Consider the following 14,835-nt stretch of genomic DNA (forward strand, 5'->3'; position numbering starts at 1 on the left):
GATGCTAGGGGGTGTCCCGCCGATCGGGCCGGAACAGCGGGCGGGGTCCGCTGCCGTGAGACCGGATCAGGCCGTCGGAGCCGTCAGGTCGTAGAAGGTGGCTCCGCCCACCGTGGACGGCTTGAAGGTGGCCTTGACCCAGGTCTCGATGTCCGTGCTGGTGCCCCCGCCCGGGCCGCCCCGACCGCCGCCCTGGCCGCCGCCCCCGGGCATGCCGCCCTCGGCGCCGCCGGTGGTGGTGCTCTGGCCGATGAACCAGTGGATCTTCCCGTCCCGCACGTACTTCTGGAACTGCTCCAGGGTCGGCGAGGGGTCGCTGCCGTTGAAGCCGCCGATCGGCATGACGGGCGCCCCGGAGGCCAGCTGGTAGCTCGCCGCGTTCTGGGCGCCGATCGCGGCCGCCGCCCACGTGTACTCGCGGGCGTCGGTGGTGAGGGCCTTCCTGGCCTCCCCGCTCACCCGGGCGCCGTTCAGCAGGCCGGCCGGACCGCCCTGGCCACCGCCGAACCGCTCGCCTCCGCGCCCTGCGCCCGCACCGCCCTGGCCCTGGCCCTGGCCTTGCGGCATCCCGCCCGGGGCCATCCCGCCCTGCGGCATCGCGCCCTGCGGCGGCGTACCTCCCTGCTGCCCGGCGCCCGGTCGGCCGCCGTTCGGCATCCCGCCCTGGCGGCCCTGGCCACCCTGGAGCATCTCGCCGGGTCCGCCGAAGCCGCCCGGGCCGCCCATCATCCCGCCCGGTCCGCCCCGGCCGCCCGCCACCGCCGGTCCGGCGGTCACGATGGAGCCGGTGTGCGCCGTGCTCACCGTGGTCAGGCAGTACGCGAACGGCCCGGCCAGCGCCGCCGCCACGCCCAGCGCCGCCGTGGCCTGCAGCGCCCGGCGCCCGGCCCGCGCGGCGAACGGCAGCGCGGCCGCGACGAGCAGCCCGCCCACCAGGACCGCCCAGCGCAGCCACGGCAGATAGCCGGTTGCGCGGCCGAGCAGCACGTACGACCAGACCGCCGTCAGGGCGAGCGTGCCGGACAGGGTGAGCGCGGCGGCCTTGCCGCCCCGCTCCTCCCACAGCACGGCGACGCCCATGCCGATCAGCGCGGCCACGAACGGCGCCAGCGCCACGGTGTAGTACTCGTGGAAGATGCCCTGCATGTAGCTGAAGACGGCTGCGGTGATCAGCATCGAACCGCCCCAGGCGAGGAACGCCGCCCGGGCCATGCCCTCCAGCGAGTCGGTGGCCCGGCGGGCCCGCCAGGTGATCAGCAGACCGGCCACCAGCAGTACCAGGGCCGCCGGCAGCAGCCAGGCGATCTGCCCGCCGATGTTGCCCGAGAAGAGGCGGTCGATGCCGGTCTCTCCCCAGCCACCGCCACCACCGGCGCCGCCCCGGCCGCCGCCGCCCACGCTGCCGGTCTCGTTGCCGCTGATCCGGCCGAGGCCGTTGTAGCCGAGGGTCAGCTCCAGGAAGGAGTTGTTCTGCGAGCCGCCGATGTACGGACGGGAGGAGGCCGGCCACAGCTCGACGACGGCGACCCACCAGCCGCCGGCCACCACCATCGCGAGCCCCGCCAGCAGCAGCTGGCCGAGCCGCTTGCGCAGCCGGGTGGGCGCGCAGACGGCGTACAGGAGGGCCAGCGGCGGCAGGATGACGAAGGCCTGCAGGGTCTTGGTGAGGAAGGCGAGGCCGACCGCCACCCCGGCCCACACCAGCCACTGGGTGCGGGCCCCGTCGAGGGCGCGCAGCACGCAGTACACGGTGACGGTCAGCAGCAGGGTCAGCAGCGCGTCGGGGTTGTTGAAGCGGAACATCAGCGCGGCGACGGGAGTCAGCGCGAAGGCGGCGCCGCTCAGCAGCCCGGCCGCGGGACCGAACTGGCGGCGCACGGCGGCGTACAGCACACCGGTGGTCGCGACGCCCATCAGCGCCTGCGGTACGAGGATCTGCCAGGCGCCGAGCCCGAAGAGCCGGACGGACAGCATCATCGGCCACAGGGCCGCCGGGGGCTTGTCGACGGTGATGGAGTTGCCGGCGTCGGAGGAGCCGAAGAAGAAGGCCTTCCAGCTCTCGCTGCCCGCCTGCACGGCGGCGGAGTAGAAGGAGTTGGCGTAGCCGGAGGAGCCGAGGTCCCACAGGAGCAGGGCGGCGGTGGCGATCAGCAGCCCGGCCAGGGCGGGGAGTTCCCAGCGGGGACGGTCGGCCGCCGCGCGGCGGCCGGTACCGGCGCGGGCCTCGGGGACCGGGAAGAGCGAGGGTGCTGCCGTGGTCATCGAATGTCGTCCTTCACGGGAGTGTCGCGCCGCTCGGGGAAGACCCAGGCGCGGAAGAGCAGGAAGCGCAGCACGGTGGCGGCGAGGTTGGCGGTGATCAGCACGGCCAGTTCGGTGCTGTGCGCGGGATCGGCGGTGGCCGCCCCGAGCGCGGCGAGGGAGCCGCTGGTGAGGGCCAGCCCGATGCCGAACACCACGAGGCCCTGGGCCTGGTGGCGCACGGCCCGGTCACGGCCGCGCACCCCGAAGGTGAGCCGGCGGTTGGCGGCGGTGTTGGCGAGCGCGGAGAGCAGCAGCGCGGCGCCGTTGGCGAACTGCGGGCCGGTCCCGGCTCGGAAGGCGGAGTACAGGAGCAGGTAGAGCACGGTGGACAGCGCTCCGACGGCGCAGAAGCCGAGCAGCTGGCGGGCGAGTCCGCCCTCCACTCCGGGCAGTGCGGCGCGGTCGCGCGGATCGTCGCCGAAGGGGCGGGCGAGCCGGTCCAGCGGGAGCGCGCCGACCGCCAGGGCACGGCCCACGCGCCAGACGCCCTTGAGGTCCTCGGTGGCGGTCCGGACGATGTGGACGGTGGAGTCGGGGTCGTCGACCCAGTCCACCGGCACCTCGTGGATCCGCAGCCCGGCCCGTTCGGCGAGCACGAGCAGCTCGGTGTCGAAGAACCAGCCCGTGTCCTCCACCAGCGGCAGCAGCCGCTCGGCGACCTCGCGCCGGATCGCCTTGAATCCGCACTGCGCGTCGCTGAACCGGGCGGCGAGGGAGGACCGCAGGAGGAGGTTGTAGGCCCGCGAGATGAACTCCCGCTTCGCGCCCCGCACCACCCGTGAGGACCGGGCCAGGCGGGTACCGATGGCGAGGTCGGAGTGGCCGGAGATCAGCGGTGCGACCAGCGGCAGCAGGGCGTTGAGGTCGGTGGAGAGGTCCACGTCCATGTAGGCGAGGACGGGGGCGTCGGAACCGGACCACACCTGGCGCAGGGCCCTGCCCCGGCCCTTCTCCTCCAGGCGGGTGCTGCGCACGCCGTCCAGCGCGGCGGCGAGCCCCCGCGCGACCTCGGGAGTGCGGTCGGTGCTCGCGTTGTCGGCGACCGTGATCCGGAAGGGATAGGGGAAGGTCCGGCTGAGGTGCTCGTGCAGTCGGCGGACGCACGGGCCGAGGTCCTTCTCCTCGTTGAAGACAGGGATCACCACGTCGAGGACGGGCTCGCCGGGCACGGGCGCGAGGGGCGCCCGCGCCGGAAGGGCCCCGGGAGAGGTGTCGGTTCGCATGCTCCGACCCTCGCGGGGCGCCCTGTCACCGCTGTGTGCTGAGCCTGTGCCCTGCCTGTGAGTCCGTCCGGTCCGGCTGCGCGTGCGGCAGCAGGACCTCGAAGCAGGTCCGTCCGGGCTCGCTCCGTACGCCGACCCGCCCGCCGTGCGCGGTGACCACGGCCTGGACGATGGCCAGCCCGAGCCCGGTGGAGCCCGCCGCGCGGGAGCGGGAGGCGTCGCCGCGGGCGAAGCGCTCGAAGACGCGGGGGAGCAGGTCGGGTGCGATGCCGGGCCCGTCGTCCTCGATGCGCAGCCGGACGGCGGATGTTTCACGTGAAACGTGCGCGGTGACGGTGGTGCCCGGAGGGGTGTGCGTACGGGCATTGGCGAGCAGGTTGACCAGCACCTGCTGGATCCGGGCCGGGTCGGCCCGGATCGGGGCCGGTTCCTCGGGCAGACTCAGGCGCCAGTGGTGCTCGGGGCCCGCGGCCCGGGCGTCGCTGACGGCGTCGACGACGAGCGGGGCCAGGTCGGTGTCGGCGTCACCGGTGGAGAGCGGGCGGCCGGCGTCGAGCCGGGCCAGCAGCAGCAGGTCCTCGACCAGGCCGGTCATCCGGGTGGCCTCGGATTCGATCCGGCCCAGGGCGTGCCGGGTGTCGGGGCCGGGTTCCTCCCGTCCCCGGCGGGTCAGTTCGGCGTAGCCGCGGATGGAGGCCAGCGGGGTGCGCAGCTCGTGGCTGGCGTCGGCGACGAACTGCCGGACCTGCATCTCGCTCTGCTGGCGGGCGGTGAGGGCGGAGGAGACATGGCCCAGCATCCGGTTGAGGGCCGCGCCGACCTGTCCCACTTCGGTGCGAGGGTCGGCCTCGGCGTCCGGAACCCGCTCGTGGAGGGCGGGCTCGCCCTTGTGCAGGGGAAGTTCGGAGACCCGGGTGGCGGTGGCGGCCACCCGGCGCAGCGGGCGCAGTGCGACCCCGACCAGGGCCTGTCCGGCGAGGGAGGCCGCGATCAGCCCGGCCAGGGTGACGCACAGCTCCACCCCGATCAGGGTGCGCACGGTGGAGTCGACGTCACTCAGGGGGAAACCGAGGGCGAGAGTGCCGTCGGGCGCGAGCAGCACCCGGTAGCTGCCGAGGCCCGGGAGCTCCGCGTCCACCGGCTCCGGCCTGCCTTCCGCGACCGTCCGGGCGGCCCGGGCGAGGGCCTTGCCCTGGGCCTCGGTCAGCGGCGGCGGCTGGTCGACCGACCATCCCTCGGCGCGAACGTTGCGGGCCGTCCCGAGGACGGTCCCGGCGGGATCGAGCCGGATCCCGGCGGCGTCCAGCGGGCTGCCGGGAGCCATGACGAAGCCGGCGCTGTTCTCCCGGGCCGGCTTCCCGCCGGGCGCCCGGACGGCCATCCTCACGGAGGCCTTCAGCTGATCGTCGAGCTCTGCGACCAGGTACGAGCGCAGGGCGAAGGTGGTGACGGTCCCGATGGCCGCACCCACGACGGCGATCAGCGCCACCGCCGAGACGACGAGCCGGGTACGCAGCGACCAGGGCCGGCGGCCGCGCGGTCGCCGTATCGTGCGGAAGGCCACTACTCGGCCGGCTTGATCAGGTAACCGGCGCCGCGCCGGGTGTGGATCATCGGCGGCATACCGAGGCCGCTGTCCAGCTTCCTGCGCAGGTAGGAGATGTAGAGCTCGACCACATTGGCCTGGCCGCCGAAGTCGTAGGACCACACCCGGTCCAGGATCTGCGCCTTGCTCAGCACGCGCCGGGGGTTGCGCATCAGGTAGCGCAGCAGCTCGAACTCGGTGGCGGTCAGGTGGATCTCCCGGCCGCCCCGCACCACCTCGTGGCTGTCCTCGTCCAGCCGCAGATCGCCGACGGTCAGCACCGAACCGCCGCGCGCGGCCTGTGCCGCGCCGGAGCGCCGGACCAGGCCGCGCAGGCGGGCCACGACCTCCTCCAGGCTGAAGGGCTTGGTGACGTAGTCGTCGCCGCCCGCCGTGAGGCCCGCGATCCGGTCCTCCAACGAATCCTTGGCGGTCAGGAACAGCACCGGCACCTGGGGGATCTCCCGGCGCAGGCGCCCGAGGACGGCCAGGCCGTCCATGTCGGGAAGCATGATGTCGAGGACGACCACGTCGGGCCGGAACTCGCGTGCCGCCCGTACCGCGCCCGCCCCGTCGCCGGCGGTGCGGACCTCGCAGCCCTCGTAGCGCAGGGCCATGGACAGCAGCTCGGAGAGCGAGGCCTCGTCGTCGACGACGAGTACCCGGCAGGGGCCGCCGTCGGGCCGCACCAGGGCCGTGGGGTGGTTGGTGGACGTGGACGCATGGGAGGTGGTCGTCGCAGTCATACCGACCACGCTGTCCGGTGCCTCTGAGAGCGTTCTTGTGCCTTCCTGTGAATTTCCTGAGAAAGGATTCCGGAAGGAAGGCAGCGCGCCGGGACCGGGCACAGGGGCCGGGCGCAGGGGCGTCAGCCGTCGAGGCGGAACAGCCGGGCGCCGTTGTCGTGGCAGACCGCCCGCAGCCAGTCGTCGCCGAGGCCGAGCCGTTCGAGCGCGGCGAGCTGGTGCTCGTAGGGGTAGGGGATGTTCGGGAAGTCGGTGCCGAGGAGGATCCGGTCGCCGAGGTCCGCGAGGCGTCCGAGATCCCCGGGCGGGAAGCCGCACATCTGCTCGGAGAAGTCGGTGAAGGCCATGGTGGTGTCCAGGCGCACCCCGGCGTACCGGTCGGCGAGGTCGAGGAAATCGGCGTACTCGGGCATGCCCATGTGGGCGATGACCAGCGGCAGCCTCGGGTGGCGGGCCAGCAGCCGGGCGATCGGCTCGGGTCCGGTGTGCTTGCCCGGGACGGGTCCGGAGGCGCAGTGGATCACGATCGGGAGGCCGGCCTCGGCGAGCAGCCCCCAGACGGGGTCGAGCCGGTCGTCGTTCGGGTCGTAGCCGCCGACCTGGAGGTGCGACTTGAAGATCCGTGCTCCGGACTCGACGGCCTGGCGGACGTACGCGCTCACGCCCTCCTCCGGGAAGAACGTCGCGGTGTGCAGGCAGTCGGGGGTGCGGGCGGCGAAATCGGCGGACCAGGCGTTGAGCCAGGCGGCCATCGCCGGCTTGTGCGGGTAGAGCATGGCGGTGAAGGCCCGGACCCCGAACTCCCGCAGGAGCGCGACGCGCTGCTCCTCCTCGTGCCGGTAGGTGATGGGCCACTCGACGCCGGTCAGCGGGCCGACCGCGTCGAAGTAGTCCCACACCTTGTCCAGGACCCGCTCGGGCATGAAGTGGGTGTGGACGTCGACCAGTCCGGGCAGCCCGAGCCGCTCCCGGAAGGCGCGGACCGCCTCAGCCGTTGCGGACAAAGCCGTGGCTCCGCTCGACGGTCGCGACGTGCAGGGTGTAGCTGTCGTACCAGTCGGAGCGGCCCTGCTTCATGGCCGCCTGGTGCTCCAGGTCCTCCCGCCACACGGTGAGGGACTCGTGGTCGCGGAAGTAGGCGACGGTGATGCCGAGGCCTCCCGGGGTACGCGCGGACTCGTATCCGAGGTATCCCGGGTTGGTCCGGACGATCTCCTTCATCCGTGCGAGGACCTCGGGGTATCCGCTGTCGTCGTCGGTGCGGATGTTGCTGAAAACGGCCATGACATAGGGCGGTTCGAAGGCCGGTACCGGCTGAGTGGTCATGTCGGACACCCTCGGCGGAGCGCCCCTGGCATGTCCACCGGAATCAGCCCCGGAAGGCCAAAGGGATCCAAGTTTTGACCATGGCCGCCACGGTCCGAGCCGCGGTCCACCGGTGTCAGAACAGCCCGCCCTGCTCGGCGGGAGCCGTGGAGGCGGACGGGATCTGCGCCGTCGGGACCGAGGTCACGGCCTCGTCCCCGGGAGCGGTGAGCTCCCAGCCCGCCAGCAGCCGGGTGTCCACCACGAGCCCGTCGGCGAGGTGCAGATCGGGACCGGCCGCGCCCGCCAGCCGGCCCACGACGGACCCGCCGGACACCATCTCGGTGAGCACCCGCGCCGGCCCGGGCAGGCCCGGCAGGGAGTCCAGCCCGAACGCCCCGGCGTGGTCGGCCACTTCGCACTCCACCGGCTCCAGCGACTCCGGCCACCCGGCCAGCGCCGCCGCCCGTGCGTGCAGCTCGGCGACCTCCCGCGCCCGATCGGGCGCGGCCGGCAGGTGGGCCCGTACTCCGCGCTTACGGGCGTACGCGATCCGGTCGGGCACCCCGAGCGCCGCCCGCAGCAGCTCCTCGGTGCGCCGGGTGGCCATCAGCGGACCGCGGCCGAGCCAGGCCCATGCCACCGCTCCCTGCTCCAGCAGCCGGGCCGGGCCGCGCTCCTCGGCGGTGATCCCGACCTTGACCATGCCGGGACCGAACCAGGCCAGGTAGACCCGGTAGGTGCGCGGATCGGCGGCGTTGGTGTCGGCCGCCACGGAGAACGACCGGTCGAGACGGGCGCACTCGGGGCACTGCGCGTTCCCGGCGCGGCCCGGCACGGTGTCCGCGGTGGGGCAGGGCGTCCGCTTCCCGGCCCGCCGCACACCGAGGCAGTGCCGCTCCCCGCGGGCGGCGAAGGCGATCCGCTGCCCGTACGCGAGCTCGCTCACCCGCTCGCCGCGCCCCTCCCCGTACCACCCGATGGCGGGTCGGCCGTCCTTCCACCGGATCCCGGTGCACCACCAGGTCACAGCGGGAGCGGCCGCTCGAAGAAGGTGTCCAGGACGACGGTGGCGTGCGTCCCGCTGACGCCGTCGATGGCGTAGAGGCGGCGCAGTACGTCCTGCAGCTGTTCGGTCGAGGCCGTACGCACCTTGACCAGCACGGAGGCGCTGCCCGCGATGATGTGCGCCTCCTGGATCTCGGGGATCGCGGCGAAGTCGGCACCGGACTCGCCCATCCAGGCGTTGGAGTCGACCATCACGTAGGCCAGGACTCCGCTGCCGACGGCCGCCGGGTCGACGTCGACGGTGGTCCGCCGGATCACCCCGCGCTCGCGCAGTTTCCGTACCCGCTCGTGAGTGGCTCCCGCCGAGAGCCCGACGGCCGTGCCGAGAGCGGCGTACGACTGGCCGGCGTCCTGTTGCAGGCGCAGGACGAGCGCACGGTCGATGTCGTCCACGCAATCTTCCTCTCATGGGCCTGTCGACCCTTGCGAAGACGGTACCTGATCCTGCAATCTCACCATCAGACCGAACAGCATTCGGCGTGACGCTTCCAGGGGGAATCATGTCTGCCATAGCCGACCTCACCTTGTACGAGATTCTGGACGAACGCTTCCAGACCGGCCGCTGCGCCAACGGCGACGCCCGGTTGGACCGGCTCTACGACGACTGCCGCTGGGCGGAGGGCCCGCTCTACCTGCCCGCCTGGCGACAACTGGTGTGGAGCGACATCCCCAACGACCGGATGCTGCGCTGGGACGAGGCGACCGGCGCCGTCTCCGTCTTCCGCTCCCCGGCCGGCCACTCCAACGGCAACACCCTGGACCGCGAAGGCCGCCTGATCACCTGCGAGCAGGGCAACCGGCGCGTCACCCGCACCGAACCGGACGGCAGCCTCACCGTCATCGCCGACCGCTTCGACGGCAAGCGGCTCAACAGCCCGAACGACGCGGTCGTCCGCTCGGACGGCTCCATCTGGTTCTCCGACCCGGACTTCGGCATCACCAGCGATTACGAGGGCCACCGCGCACCCGGCGAGATCGGCGCCTGCAACCTCTACCGGGCCGACCCCTCGACCGGCGAGGTCCGGACGGTCGCCGACGGCTTCCTCGGCCCCAACGGCCTGGTCTTCTCTCCCGACGAGAGCGAGCTGTACGCCGCGGACACCCGGGCCGGCCACATCCGCGCCTTCAAGGTCACCGACGACGGCACCCTCACCCACGACCGCGTCTTCACCACCTGCCCCGGGGTCGACAACATCCGCTTCGACGACGAAGGCCGGCTGTGGGCGGCCGCGATGGAGAACGGCGTCCAGTGCTACGCCGCGGACGGCACCCTGATCGGCCGCCTGCGCGTCCCCGAACCGGTCTCGAACATCGCCTTCGGCGGCGCCAAGAACAACCGCCTCTTCATCACCGCCACCACCTCCCTCTACTCCCTGGTGATGTCGGTGACCGGCCTGCCGCGGGTCCTCTGAGGCTCGGGCCGCCGCCTACCGGGCGACGAACTGGGTCAGGATCGCCTGCACCTCGTAGATGTCGACGCCCTTGGTGAAGGTCTTCTCGATCGGCGCCGAGCTGCCGGATATCCATATCTTGAGCTCGGCGTCGAGATCGAAGTGCCCGGCGGTCTCGACGGAGAAGTGTGTGATGCTCCGGTACGGGATGGAGTGGTACTCCACCTTCTTCCCCGTGAGCCCCTGCTTGTCGACGAGCACCAGCCGCCGGTCGGTGAACAGGATCGTGTCCCGGATCAGCAGGTACGCGGCATGCACCTGCTCCCCCTGGCCCAGCAGCCGTGCGTAGTCCCGCTGCGCCGACACAGGGTCGACGGTGTGCGCGTTCCCGAACAGTCCCATGAGTGCCCCCGTTTTCCAGCTCCGGATCTCCGGCTTCGGACGATCTCCAGAAACCGTACCGAGGCCGGCCCCTCGTCCACGTCACCCGCCGGAGCCATCCCGGCCCTGACATCCTCCGGGGGACCCCGTCCCCATCAAGGAGGAGACGGCTGGCCGTCAGGACATACGAAAGAGGCCCCCAGGATTTCTCCTGGGGGCCTCTTTCTTGTTGTGCACTCGGCAGGATTCGAACCTGCAACCTTCTGATCCGTAGCTCTAGCCAGATCGGTCAGCGACGGTCGTTCCGGCCACTACGGGGCCCCTAAGGGGCGATATCAAACAGGGGCGGTTGCTGCGGTTGCGGTACGCCTGTGCTGTACGCATGCCGCGCCCAGCAACGTCACCGTCGCTAGTGCGTCGGCGTACGCACCAACCACCTTTCCGAGCGTGGGCCAGATGATCATCACGATGACAATCACCGCGATCACGCCCGGCTTCGGGACAGGGTTTGACAGACCCCCCTGCACGCGGGTCAAACTCATGATTGAGCCTCCTTAGGTTCACCGCCCACCTCACCGCTGCGCCTGCCAGCCTTCGCGGTGCGGGTGGGCCTTCTTGTGCCCCTATTGAAGGCGTCAGTTGACGAGAATCAAACTCAAGATTTGCTGAGGTTCGTGCGCATCCAACTAGTACGCAAGGGCTATCTGACCTCGATTTGTTACAGCATGGAGACAACTCCTGAGCTGCGCTTTTCGCCACGCCATAGCACATGCACGTGACACCGCTGTGGCGAATACCAGCTTTAGGCCGGGTCAAATGTCGTCTATGTCAAGACTCTTCATGACATACCGGTGTGACTGAGATAACAATGCACCCTTGGGCTCTAGGTCAGCGGAGCGGCTCTGGTCGGGCTCTTAGGACGACACGCTCACCAGCCACAGCGAGACTGGTACCGACGCGGAGCGACCACACCGGCCGCAGCCACATCGCGGCAGCAGCTGCTCCCCGCCCGCCCATTCCCGGTGGTGCGTTCGCCTCACGCACTCGTCATGCGTGACGGCGGGGGTACGGCGCCCAGCCCGACTCAGGCCCGCCAGTCGGCCGGCCTTGCGCAAGAGGCCACCCCTCCCTCGCCGCTGGCCGTCTTTTAGCACCCCGTCCCGGCCGCAGTCGGCAGCGCTCCCGGCCACGCATGCCATGTGACGGTTGCCGCGTCTGAGCGCCCGCCTGAGCCGTCGCCAGTTGCCAACGTTGGCCACCAACGAGCGTCCGCCCACGGCCCCAACCGGCCTCGCCGGAGTACTGGCAATCGGGGGCGGTTGCGGTGTTGGCGGTACGACGATGCTGTACCGCCAACCCTGCGGGCCCCGACTCACGCCGGGGCCCTGGGAGTGTCAGCCGACGTAGTCGTGGTGGTCGCGGGGGTCGTAACCGTGGTTGCAGGCGGGGCAGAGGGTGAGGTCCTCGGGATCGTCGGAGAACCGGTTGGGGATGATGCCGCCGTCGCACTGGGGGTCGGTGCAGGCCATGGTGCGCTCCTTCGAGGTCGGTGCCGTTGCCCTGATGGGCACCGCCCCTGCACGGTCTGGGAGGGCGCACAAGGTGGAGCGCGCCACCGTACGAACGACCTTGTGCGCCCTCCCAGACCGTGCTGCCCTCGGGATCAGGGCAGCGGTGCCGACCGGCAGCCACCACACCGGTACCCCAACCCGCGGCCTGGACCTGACCACGGTCCCGTACCTCCCACCCAACCCCCTGACCTGCGGCTGAGCGGCAACCAATTGTCAACGTCGGTCACCAGCGAGCGACCTCCCACAGCCCCAAGACTGACCGGGAGGGCTCTCACGTTGCCAGTTCTGCAACTTTCAAGACAAGCCACGATGGCTGGATCTAACCTCAGTTCATGCTGAAGCGCTTCCTGTACATAGATTCGGCCACCCTCACCGACTACGTCAGCGCCTTGGAAGGTGGGATTCGTGAATCGCTAGAGCGGACGAGTTCTTCAGAGCGAAACCTCCAAGGAGGTGTGAAAGTAAGCGTTGTGGAGGCATCTGCTGGCCGGACGCGTGGAGTTGAGGAGTCGGCCAGCTTCAGCGACACACCGCAGGCGCGGTTTGAGCGACTTATGAACCTGGCAAAGGGCGAGCCGGAGATGGCTGGCTGGGTGGACGTAGCAAATCCCGATGTGGACTTTACTCATATCGGAGTCGGCGCTCTCATCGAGGTCGAGTGCGACATTTACATCCCTGAGATGGTCAAGGCTCTAATGCCGGATGGCGGAGTAGTTGACGCCCTCGACAAGATCGAGACTCTGCTGCCCTTCATGTCGATGCTCGATCCCGATGCTGCTCAAGGGCTACCAAGCGCACATGAGCGGGAGGCTGCGAGAGGTTTCGTTGGTGCGCTTGGCGGCAAGGCCCTCGTGGTGGGTGACTTGGATGGATCTGAGTGGAGAGTTGCTGGCCAGATCGACTCGGAAAACATCGCGGGCGACATTGAGGGGCCTGTCCGGGTCGTAGGAAAGGTCGCAAACAGCTGGCACCGTGGGCAATGGAAGCCGCTTCTTGCGTTGCCAGGTTCCTCACTGATATCCCGTGAACGCCGCCGCGCTTTGGAGCGCACCAAACCTAAAGCTGGCGATGAAGATCAGTACCTTGAAGGTCCGGCGCTAATGCTGGACATACTGGCCATCTACCGATAGACCCCTGATCCGGAACGCGTAGAGGCTGTGTTGGCGGCCGTGGCCATCACTGCCCCCACTCCCATCCCGTCTGCCGTCGACCCACACATATGTGGAGCGGGCTCGGGTCCAGGCGTCCAGGTGGAGCGCGCCACTGTACGAACGACCTGGACGCCTGGACCGGTGTCTGCTCGGCTTGCCTGGGTCGACGGCAGACGGGATGGAAGCCTCCCCACGCTCACCACCGCGCGCCGGCACCCGCGAGCGGTGCCCCCTCCATCCCGGAGTTTGAGCGCCCCCGCCGGAGGCATGTCGGTGAGGGAGGGAACCCGCGGGCTGCTGGGTTCAGCTCATGCTCTTGGGCCTATCCCACTCGCAGGGGCGGGCGTCGGCGCAGCGCGCGCGGAGCGGGCCGAAGGCAGGAGCGTCGCGCGGAGCGGAGCCGGGAAGCCCGCCCGGCGGAGCGGAGCGCAGCCGGGTGCTTGATGAGGTAGAGAAACCTGTAACAGGTCCGCGCCGCTCCTCGGCTACATCGCGTTGAGCACGTCGGCGATGGCCTGCATGTCGTCCGTGATCGCGTCGGCGCGCGCATCGGCGAACAAGTCGGCCTTGTGCGGCTTGTTGGCGTAGGCAATGACCGTCGCTCCGGCTGCATGAGCGGCCTGGACATCAGTGAGTGAGTCACCGATCAGGGCGCACAGCGTGATGTCCATCTGCATCTGCTCCGCCGCCCCAATAAGCGGGAACGGGTTCGGTTTCATCAGATGCGGCTGCCCCACCGGTCGACCGATGACCCTCTCGACATACCCGCCCAACCCATGTGCATCCAGGAAGCTCCGAACGCACTCGGCAGAGTTGTTGCTCACCACCGCCATAGCCCGTCCCGAAGAGCGCACAGACTGAAGGGCCTCGACCGCTCCCGAAGTCGGCGGACCAGCCACCGCGACAGCTTCGACCTCCGCTGCCGTCAGCGCCTGCTCTACCTTCTGCCCAACCTGAGAATCGACCTCATGAGCAATCCGCATGACCTCAATCGGGTCGTCGGTCTCGGCCGCCTTCGCGCCCGCGGTCTCGTCCTGAGCTGCGAGCAGTGCGGTGAGCTGCTTGGCGACCTCGGGGGCGGGCAGCCCGGCGAACACGTCGCAGATGGGCCCGTCGAAGTCGAAGAAGACTACCCGCGCATGCGCCAAGACCCCTCGGAGCCGGTCATCGTGCGTCAAGGTCAAAGTCCCTTCCGATGGTCTCCCACACGCTGTCGAACCACATGCGGGCCTGCTGGACCTGTTGCGCTCCGCTGGAGGACTCGCCGTCGTTGATCGAGTGGTGGAAGAGCGTTGCGTCCTTGCCCACGAGGTCGTAGATCTCGATCGTCTCGCCCTGGGCGACGACCTTGTTGGGACGGATCGGGTAGTAGCCGAAGAACGCGTCCTCGTCGTTGATCACGTAGAGCTTGAAGAACTGAGTGCCGCTGTGGACGCGGACGCTGATCTGCGTCTCGGCGACGAGTCCCAGATGCTCCAGCTCAGCGATGGCATCTCGGATGCTGCGGGTGTAGCTGACCATGATGTCGTGCATGCGGTCGCGAAGCCGCTGGTCATCCGCGCCGTCATCCATCCGCACTGGCGCGGCCTGGGGCACCGACATGTCTGGGACCAGTATCCGCACGGCGATGCTCGACGGAGTGAGCCGGCCGACCCGGATCTTGTCGAGCGGCTCCTGAAGCGCCCCGTGCAGGGTCTCACTGGAGAAACCAGCGAAGTCGATCGTCACACGATCCCTGGCGAAGGCCTGCTCGACGTACGGGCGCAGGCCCGCCGGCCGCTCGGTCCGGTTGCGCACGTATACGCCGCTGCCCTTGCGAGAGACCACTAGCCCCTCGTCTTCGAGGTCGCGCAGCGCGCGCTGGATCGTCGCCCGAGCGAACCCGTAGTACTCCGTCAGCTTCGCGTGGGACGGGAGCTTCTCGCCGGGACCCAGCTTCCGAGTGCGGATGGCGGCACTGAGGCTGCTCGCCACCTGCTCGTACGGGGCTCGGTCGTCATCTGGGTCGAGGGGCTCGGGGACGAAGGTCATGGGGCGATGGTAGGCCAAACCCTACAAGCAGGACAGTCATGCCAGTCAGGTTGTTGACATGGCTAGCCATCTCTCCTAC

Annotated in this window: 15 protein-coding genes; 2 read left to right on the forward strand and 13 right to left on the reverse strand. The window is 70.2% G+C overall.

Going from position 1 to position 14,835, the window contains the following annotated elements:
* Window positions 1-66: 66 nt before the first annotated feature.
* The 8 genes from ACZ4YL_RS24940 to ACZ4YL_RS24975 form a co-directional block, all read right to left on the reverse strand.
* Window positions 67-2,262 (reverse strand): ArnT family glycosyltransferase, encoded by a 2,196-nt coding sequence (locus ACZ4YL_RS24940; protein WP_468119425.1) that lies wholly within the window; start codon window positions 2,260-2,262, stop codon window positions 67-69.
* Window positions 2,259-3,527: a bifunctional glycosyltransferase family 2/GtrA family protein gene (locus ACZ4YL_RS24945; RefSeq protein WP_384390306.1), complete on the reverse strand. Its 1,269-nt coding sequence runs from the start codon at window positions 3,525-3,527 to the stop codon at window positions 2,259-2,261. The genes ACZ4YL_RS24940 and ACZ4YL_RS24945 overlap by 4 nt, the downstream gene beginning before the upstream one ends.
* 25 nt (window positions 3,528-3,552) lie before the next feature.
* Window positions 3,553-5,091, reverse strand: a complete 1,539-nt coding sequence (locus tag ACZ4YL_RS24950) for a sensor histidine kinase (RefSeq protein WP_468119427.1) — start codon at window positions 5,089-5,091, stop codon at window positions 3,553-3,555.
* Window positions 5,091-5,858, reverse strand: coding sequence for a response regulator transcription factor (locus tag ACZ4YL_RS24955; protein ID WP_390799675.1), 768 nt, complete (start codon window positions 5,856-5,858; stop codon window positions 5,091-5,093). The genes ACZ4YL_RS24950 and ACZ4YL_RS24955 overlap by 1 nt, the downstream gene beginning before the upstream one ends.
* A gap of 122 nt (window positions 5,859-5,980) precedes the next feature.
* The gene (locus tag ACZ4YL_RS24960) at window positions 5,981-6,862 is read right to left on the reverse strand and encodes an amidohydrolase family protein (protein WP_468119429.1); all 882 of its coding nucleotides are present in this window, start codon (window positions 6,860-6,862) and stop codon (window positions 5,981-5,983) included.
* The gene (locus ACZ4YL_RS24965; protein WP_468119431.1) at window positions 6,846-7,184 is read right to left on the reverse strand and encodes an antibiotic biosynthesis monooxygenase family protein; all 339 of its coding nucleotides are present in this window, start codon (window positions 7,182-7,184) and stop codon (window positions 6,846-6,848) included. The genes ACZ4YL_RS24960 and ACZ4YL_RS24965 overlap by 17 nt, the downstream gene beginning before the upstream one ends.
* A 115-nt stretch (window positions 7,185-7,299) precedes the next feature.
* On the reverse strand, window positions 7,300-8,193 hold the full coding sequence (locus tag ACZ4YL_RS24970; RefSeq protein WP_468119432.1) for a DUF2797 domain-containing protein: 894 nt from the start codon (window positions 8,191-8,193) through the stop codon (window positions 7,300-7,302).
* Window positions 8,190-8,624, reverse strand: coding sequence for an Lrp/AsnC family transcriptional regulator (locus tag ACZ4YL_RS24975; RefSeq protein WP_033223357.1), 435 nt, complete (start codon window positions 8,622-8,624; stop codon window positions 8,190-8,192). The genes ACZ4YL_RS24970 and ACZ4YL_RS24975 overlap by 4 nt, the downstream gene beginning before the upstream one ends.
* 107 nt (window positions 8,625-8,731) lie before the next feature.
* Here ACZ4YL_RS24975 and ACZ4YL_RS24980 point away from each other — a divergent pair, with 107 nt between their 5' ends.
* Window positions 8,732-9,643 carry an SMP-30/gluconolactonase/LRE family protein gene (locus ACZ4YL_RS24980; RefSeq protein WP_468119434.1) on the forward strand — a complete coding sequence of 304 codons (912 nt, stop codon included), beginning with the start codon at window positions 8,732-8,734 and terminating at the stop codon, window positions 9,641-9,643.
* Between the two features lie 15 nt (window positions 9,644-9,658).
* Here the strand turns inward: ACZ4YL_RS24980 and ACZ4YL_RS24985 are convergent, their stop codons facing one another.
* The 3 genes from ACZ4YL_RS24985 to ACZ4YL_RS24995 form a co-directional block, all read right to left on the reverse strand.
* Window positions 9,659-10,024: a PH domain-containing protein gene (locus tag ACZ4YL_RS24985; protein ID WP_329100307.1), complete on the reverse strand. Its 366-nt coding sequence runs from the start codon at window positions 10,022-10,024 to the stop codon at window positions 9,659-9,661.
* Between the two features lie 314 nt (window positions 10,025-10,338).
* Window positions 10,339-10,545, reverse strand: coding sequence for a hypothetical protein (locus tag ACZ4YL_RS24990; protein WP_468119435.1), 207 nt, complete (start codon window positions 10,543-10,545; stop codon window positions 10,339-10,341).
* An 852-nt stretch (window positions 10,546-11,397) separates the two neighbouring features.
* Window positions 11,398-11,532, reverse strand: a complete 135-nt coding sequence (locus ACZ4YL_RS24995; protein ID WP_468119437.1) for a hypothetical protein — start codon at window positions 11,530-11,532, stop codon at window positions 11,398-11,400.
* Window positions 11,533-11,906: 374 nt separating this feature from the next.
* Between ACZ4YL_RS24995 and ACZ4YL_RS25000 the strand changes: the two genes are divergently transcribed.
* Window positions 11,907-12,704, forward strand: a complete 798-nt coding sequence (locus ACZ4YL_RS25000; RefSeq protein ID WP_468119439.1) for a DUF6414 family protein — start codon at window positions 11,907-11,909, stop codon at window positions 12,702-12,704.
* 506 nt (window positions 12,705-13,210) lie between these two features.
* Here ACZ4YL_RS25000 and ACZ4YL_RS25005 read toward each other — a convergent pair.
* Together ACZ4YL_RS25005 and ACZ4YL_RS25010 are read right to left on the reverse strand one after the other, a co-directional pair.
* Entirely contained in the window at window positions 13,211-13,903 is a 693-nt protein-coding gene (locus ACZ4YL_RS25005) for an HAD family hydrolase (RefSeq protein ID WP_468119441.1), read from the reverse strand.
* Window positions 13,890-14,756: a GntR family transcriptional regulator gene (locus tag ACZ4YL_RS25010; RefSeq protein WP_468119443.1), complete on the reverse strand. Its 867-nt coding sequence runs from the start codon at window positions 14,754-14,756 to the stop codon at window positions 13,890-13,892. The genes ACZ4YL_RS25005 and ACZ4YL_RS25010 overlap by 14 nt, the downstream gene beginning before the upstream one ends.
* Window positions 14,757-14,835: the final 79 nt, after the last annotated feature.

The sequence above is a fragment of the Streptomyces sp. NPDC030021 genome (assembly GCF_055574035.1).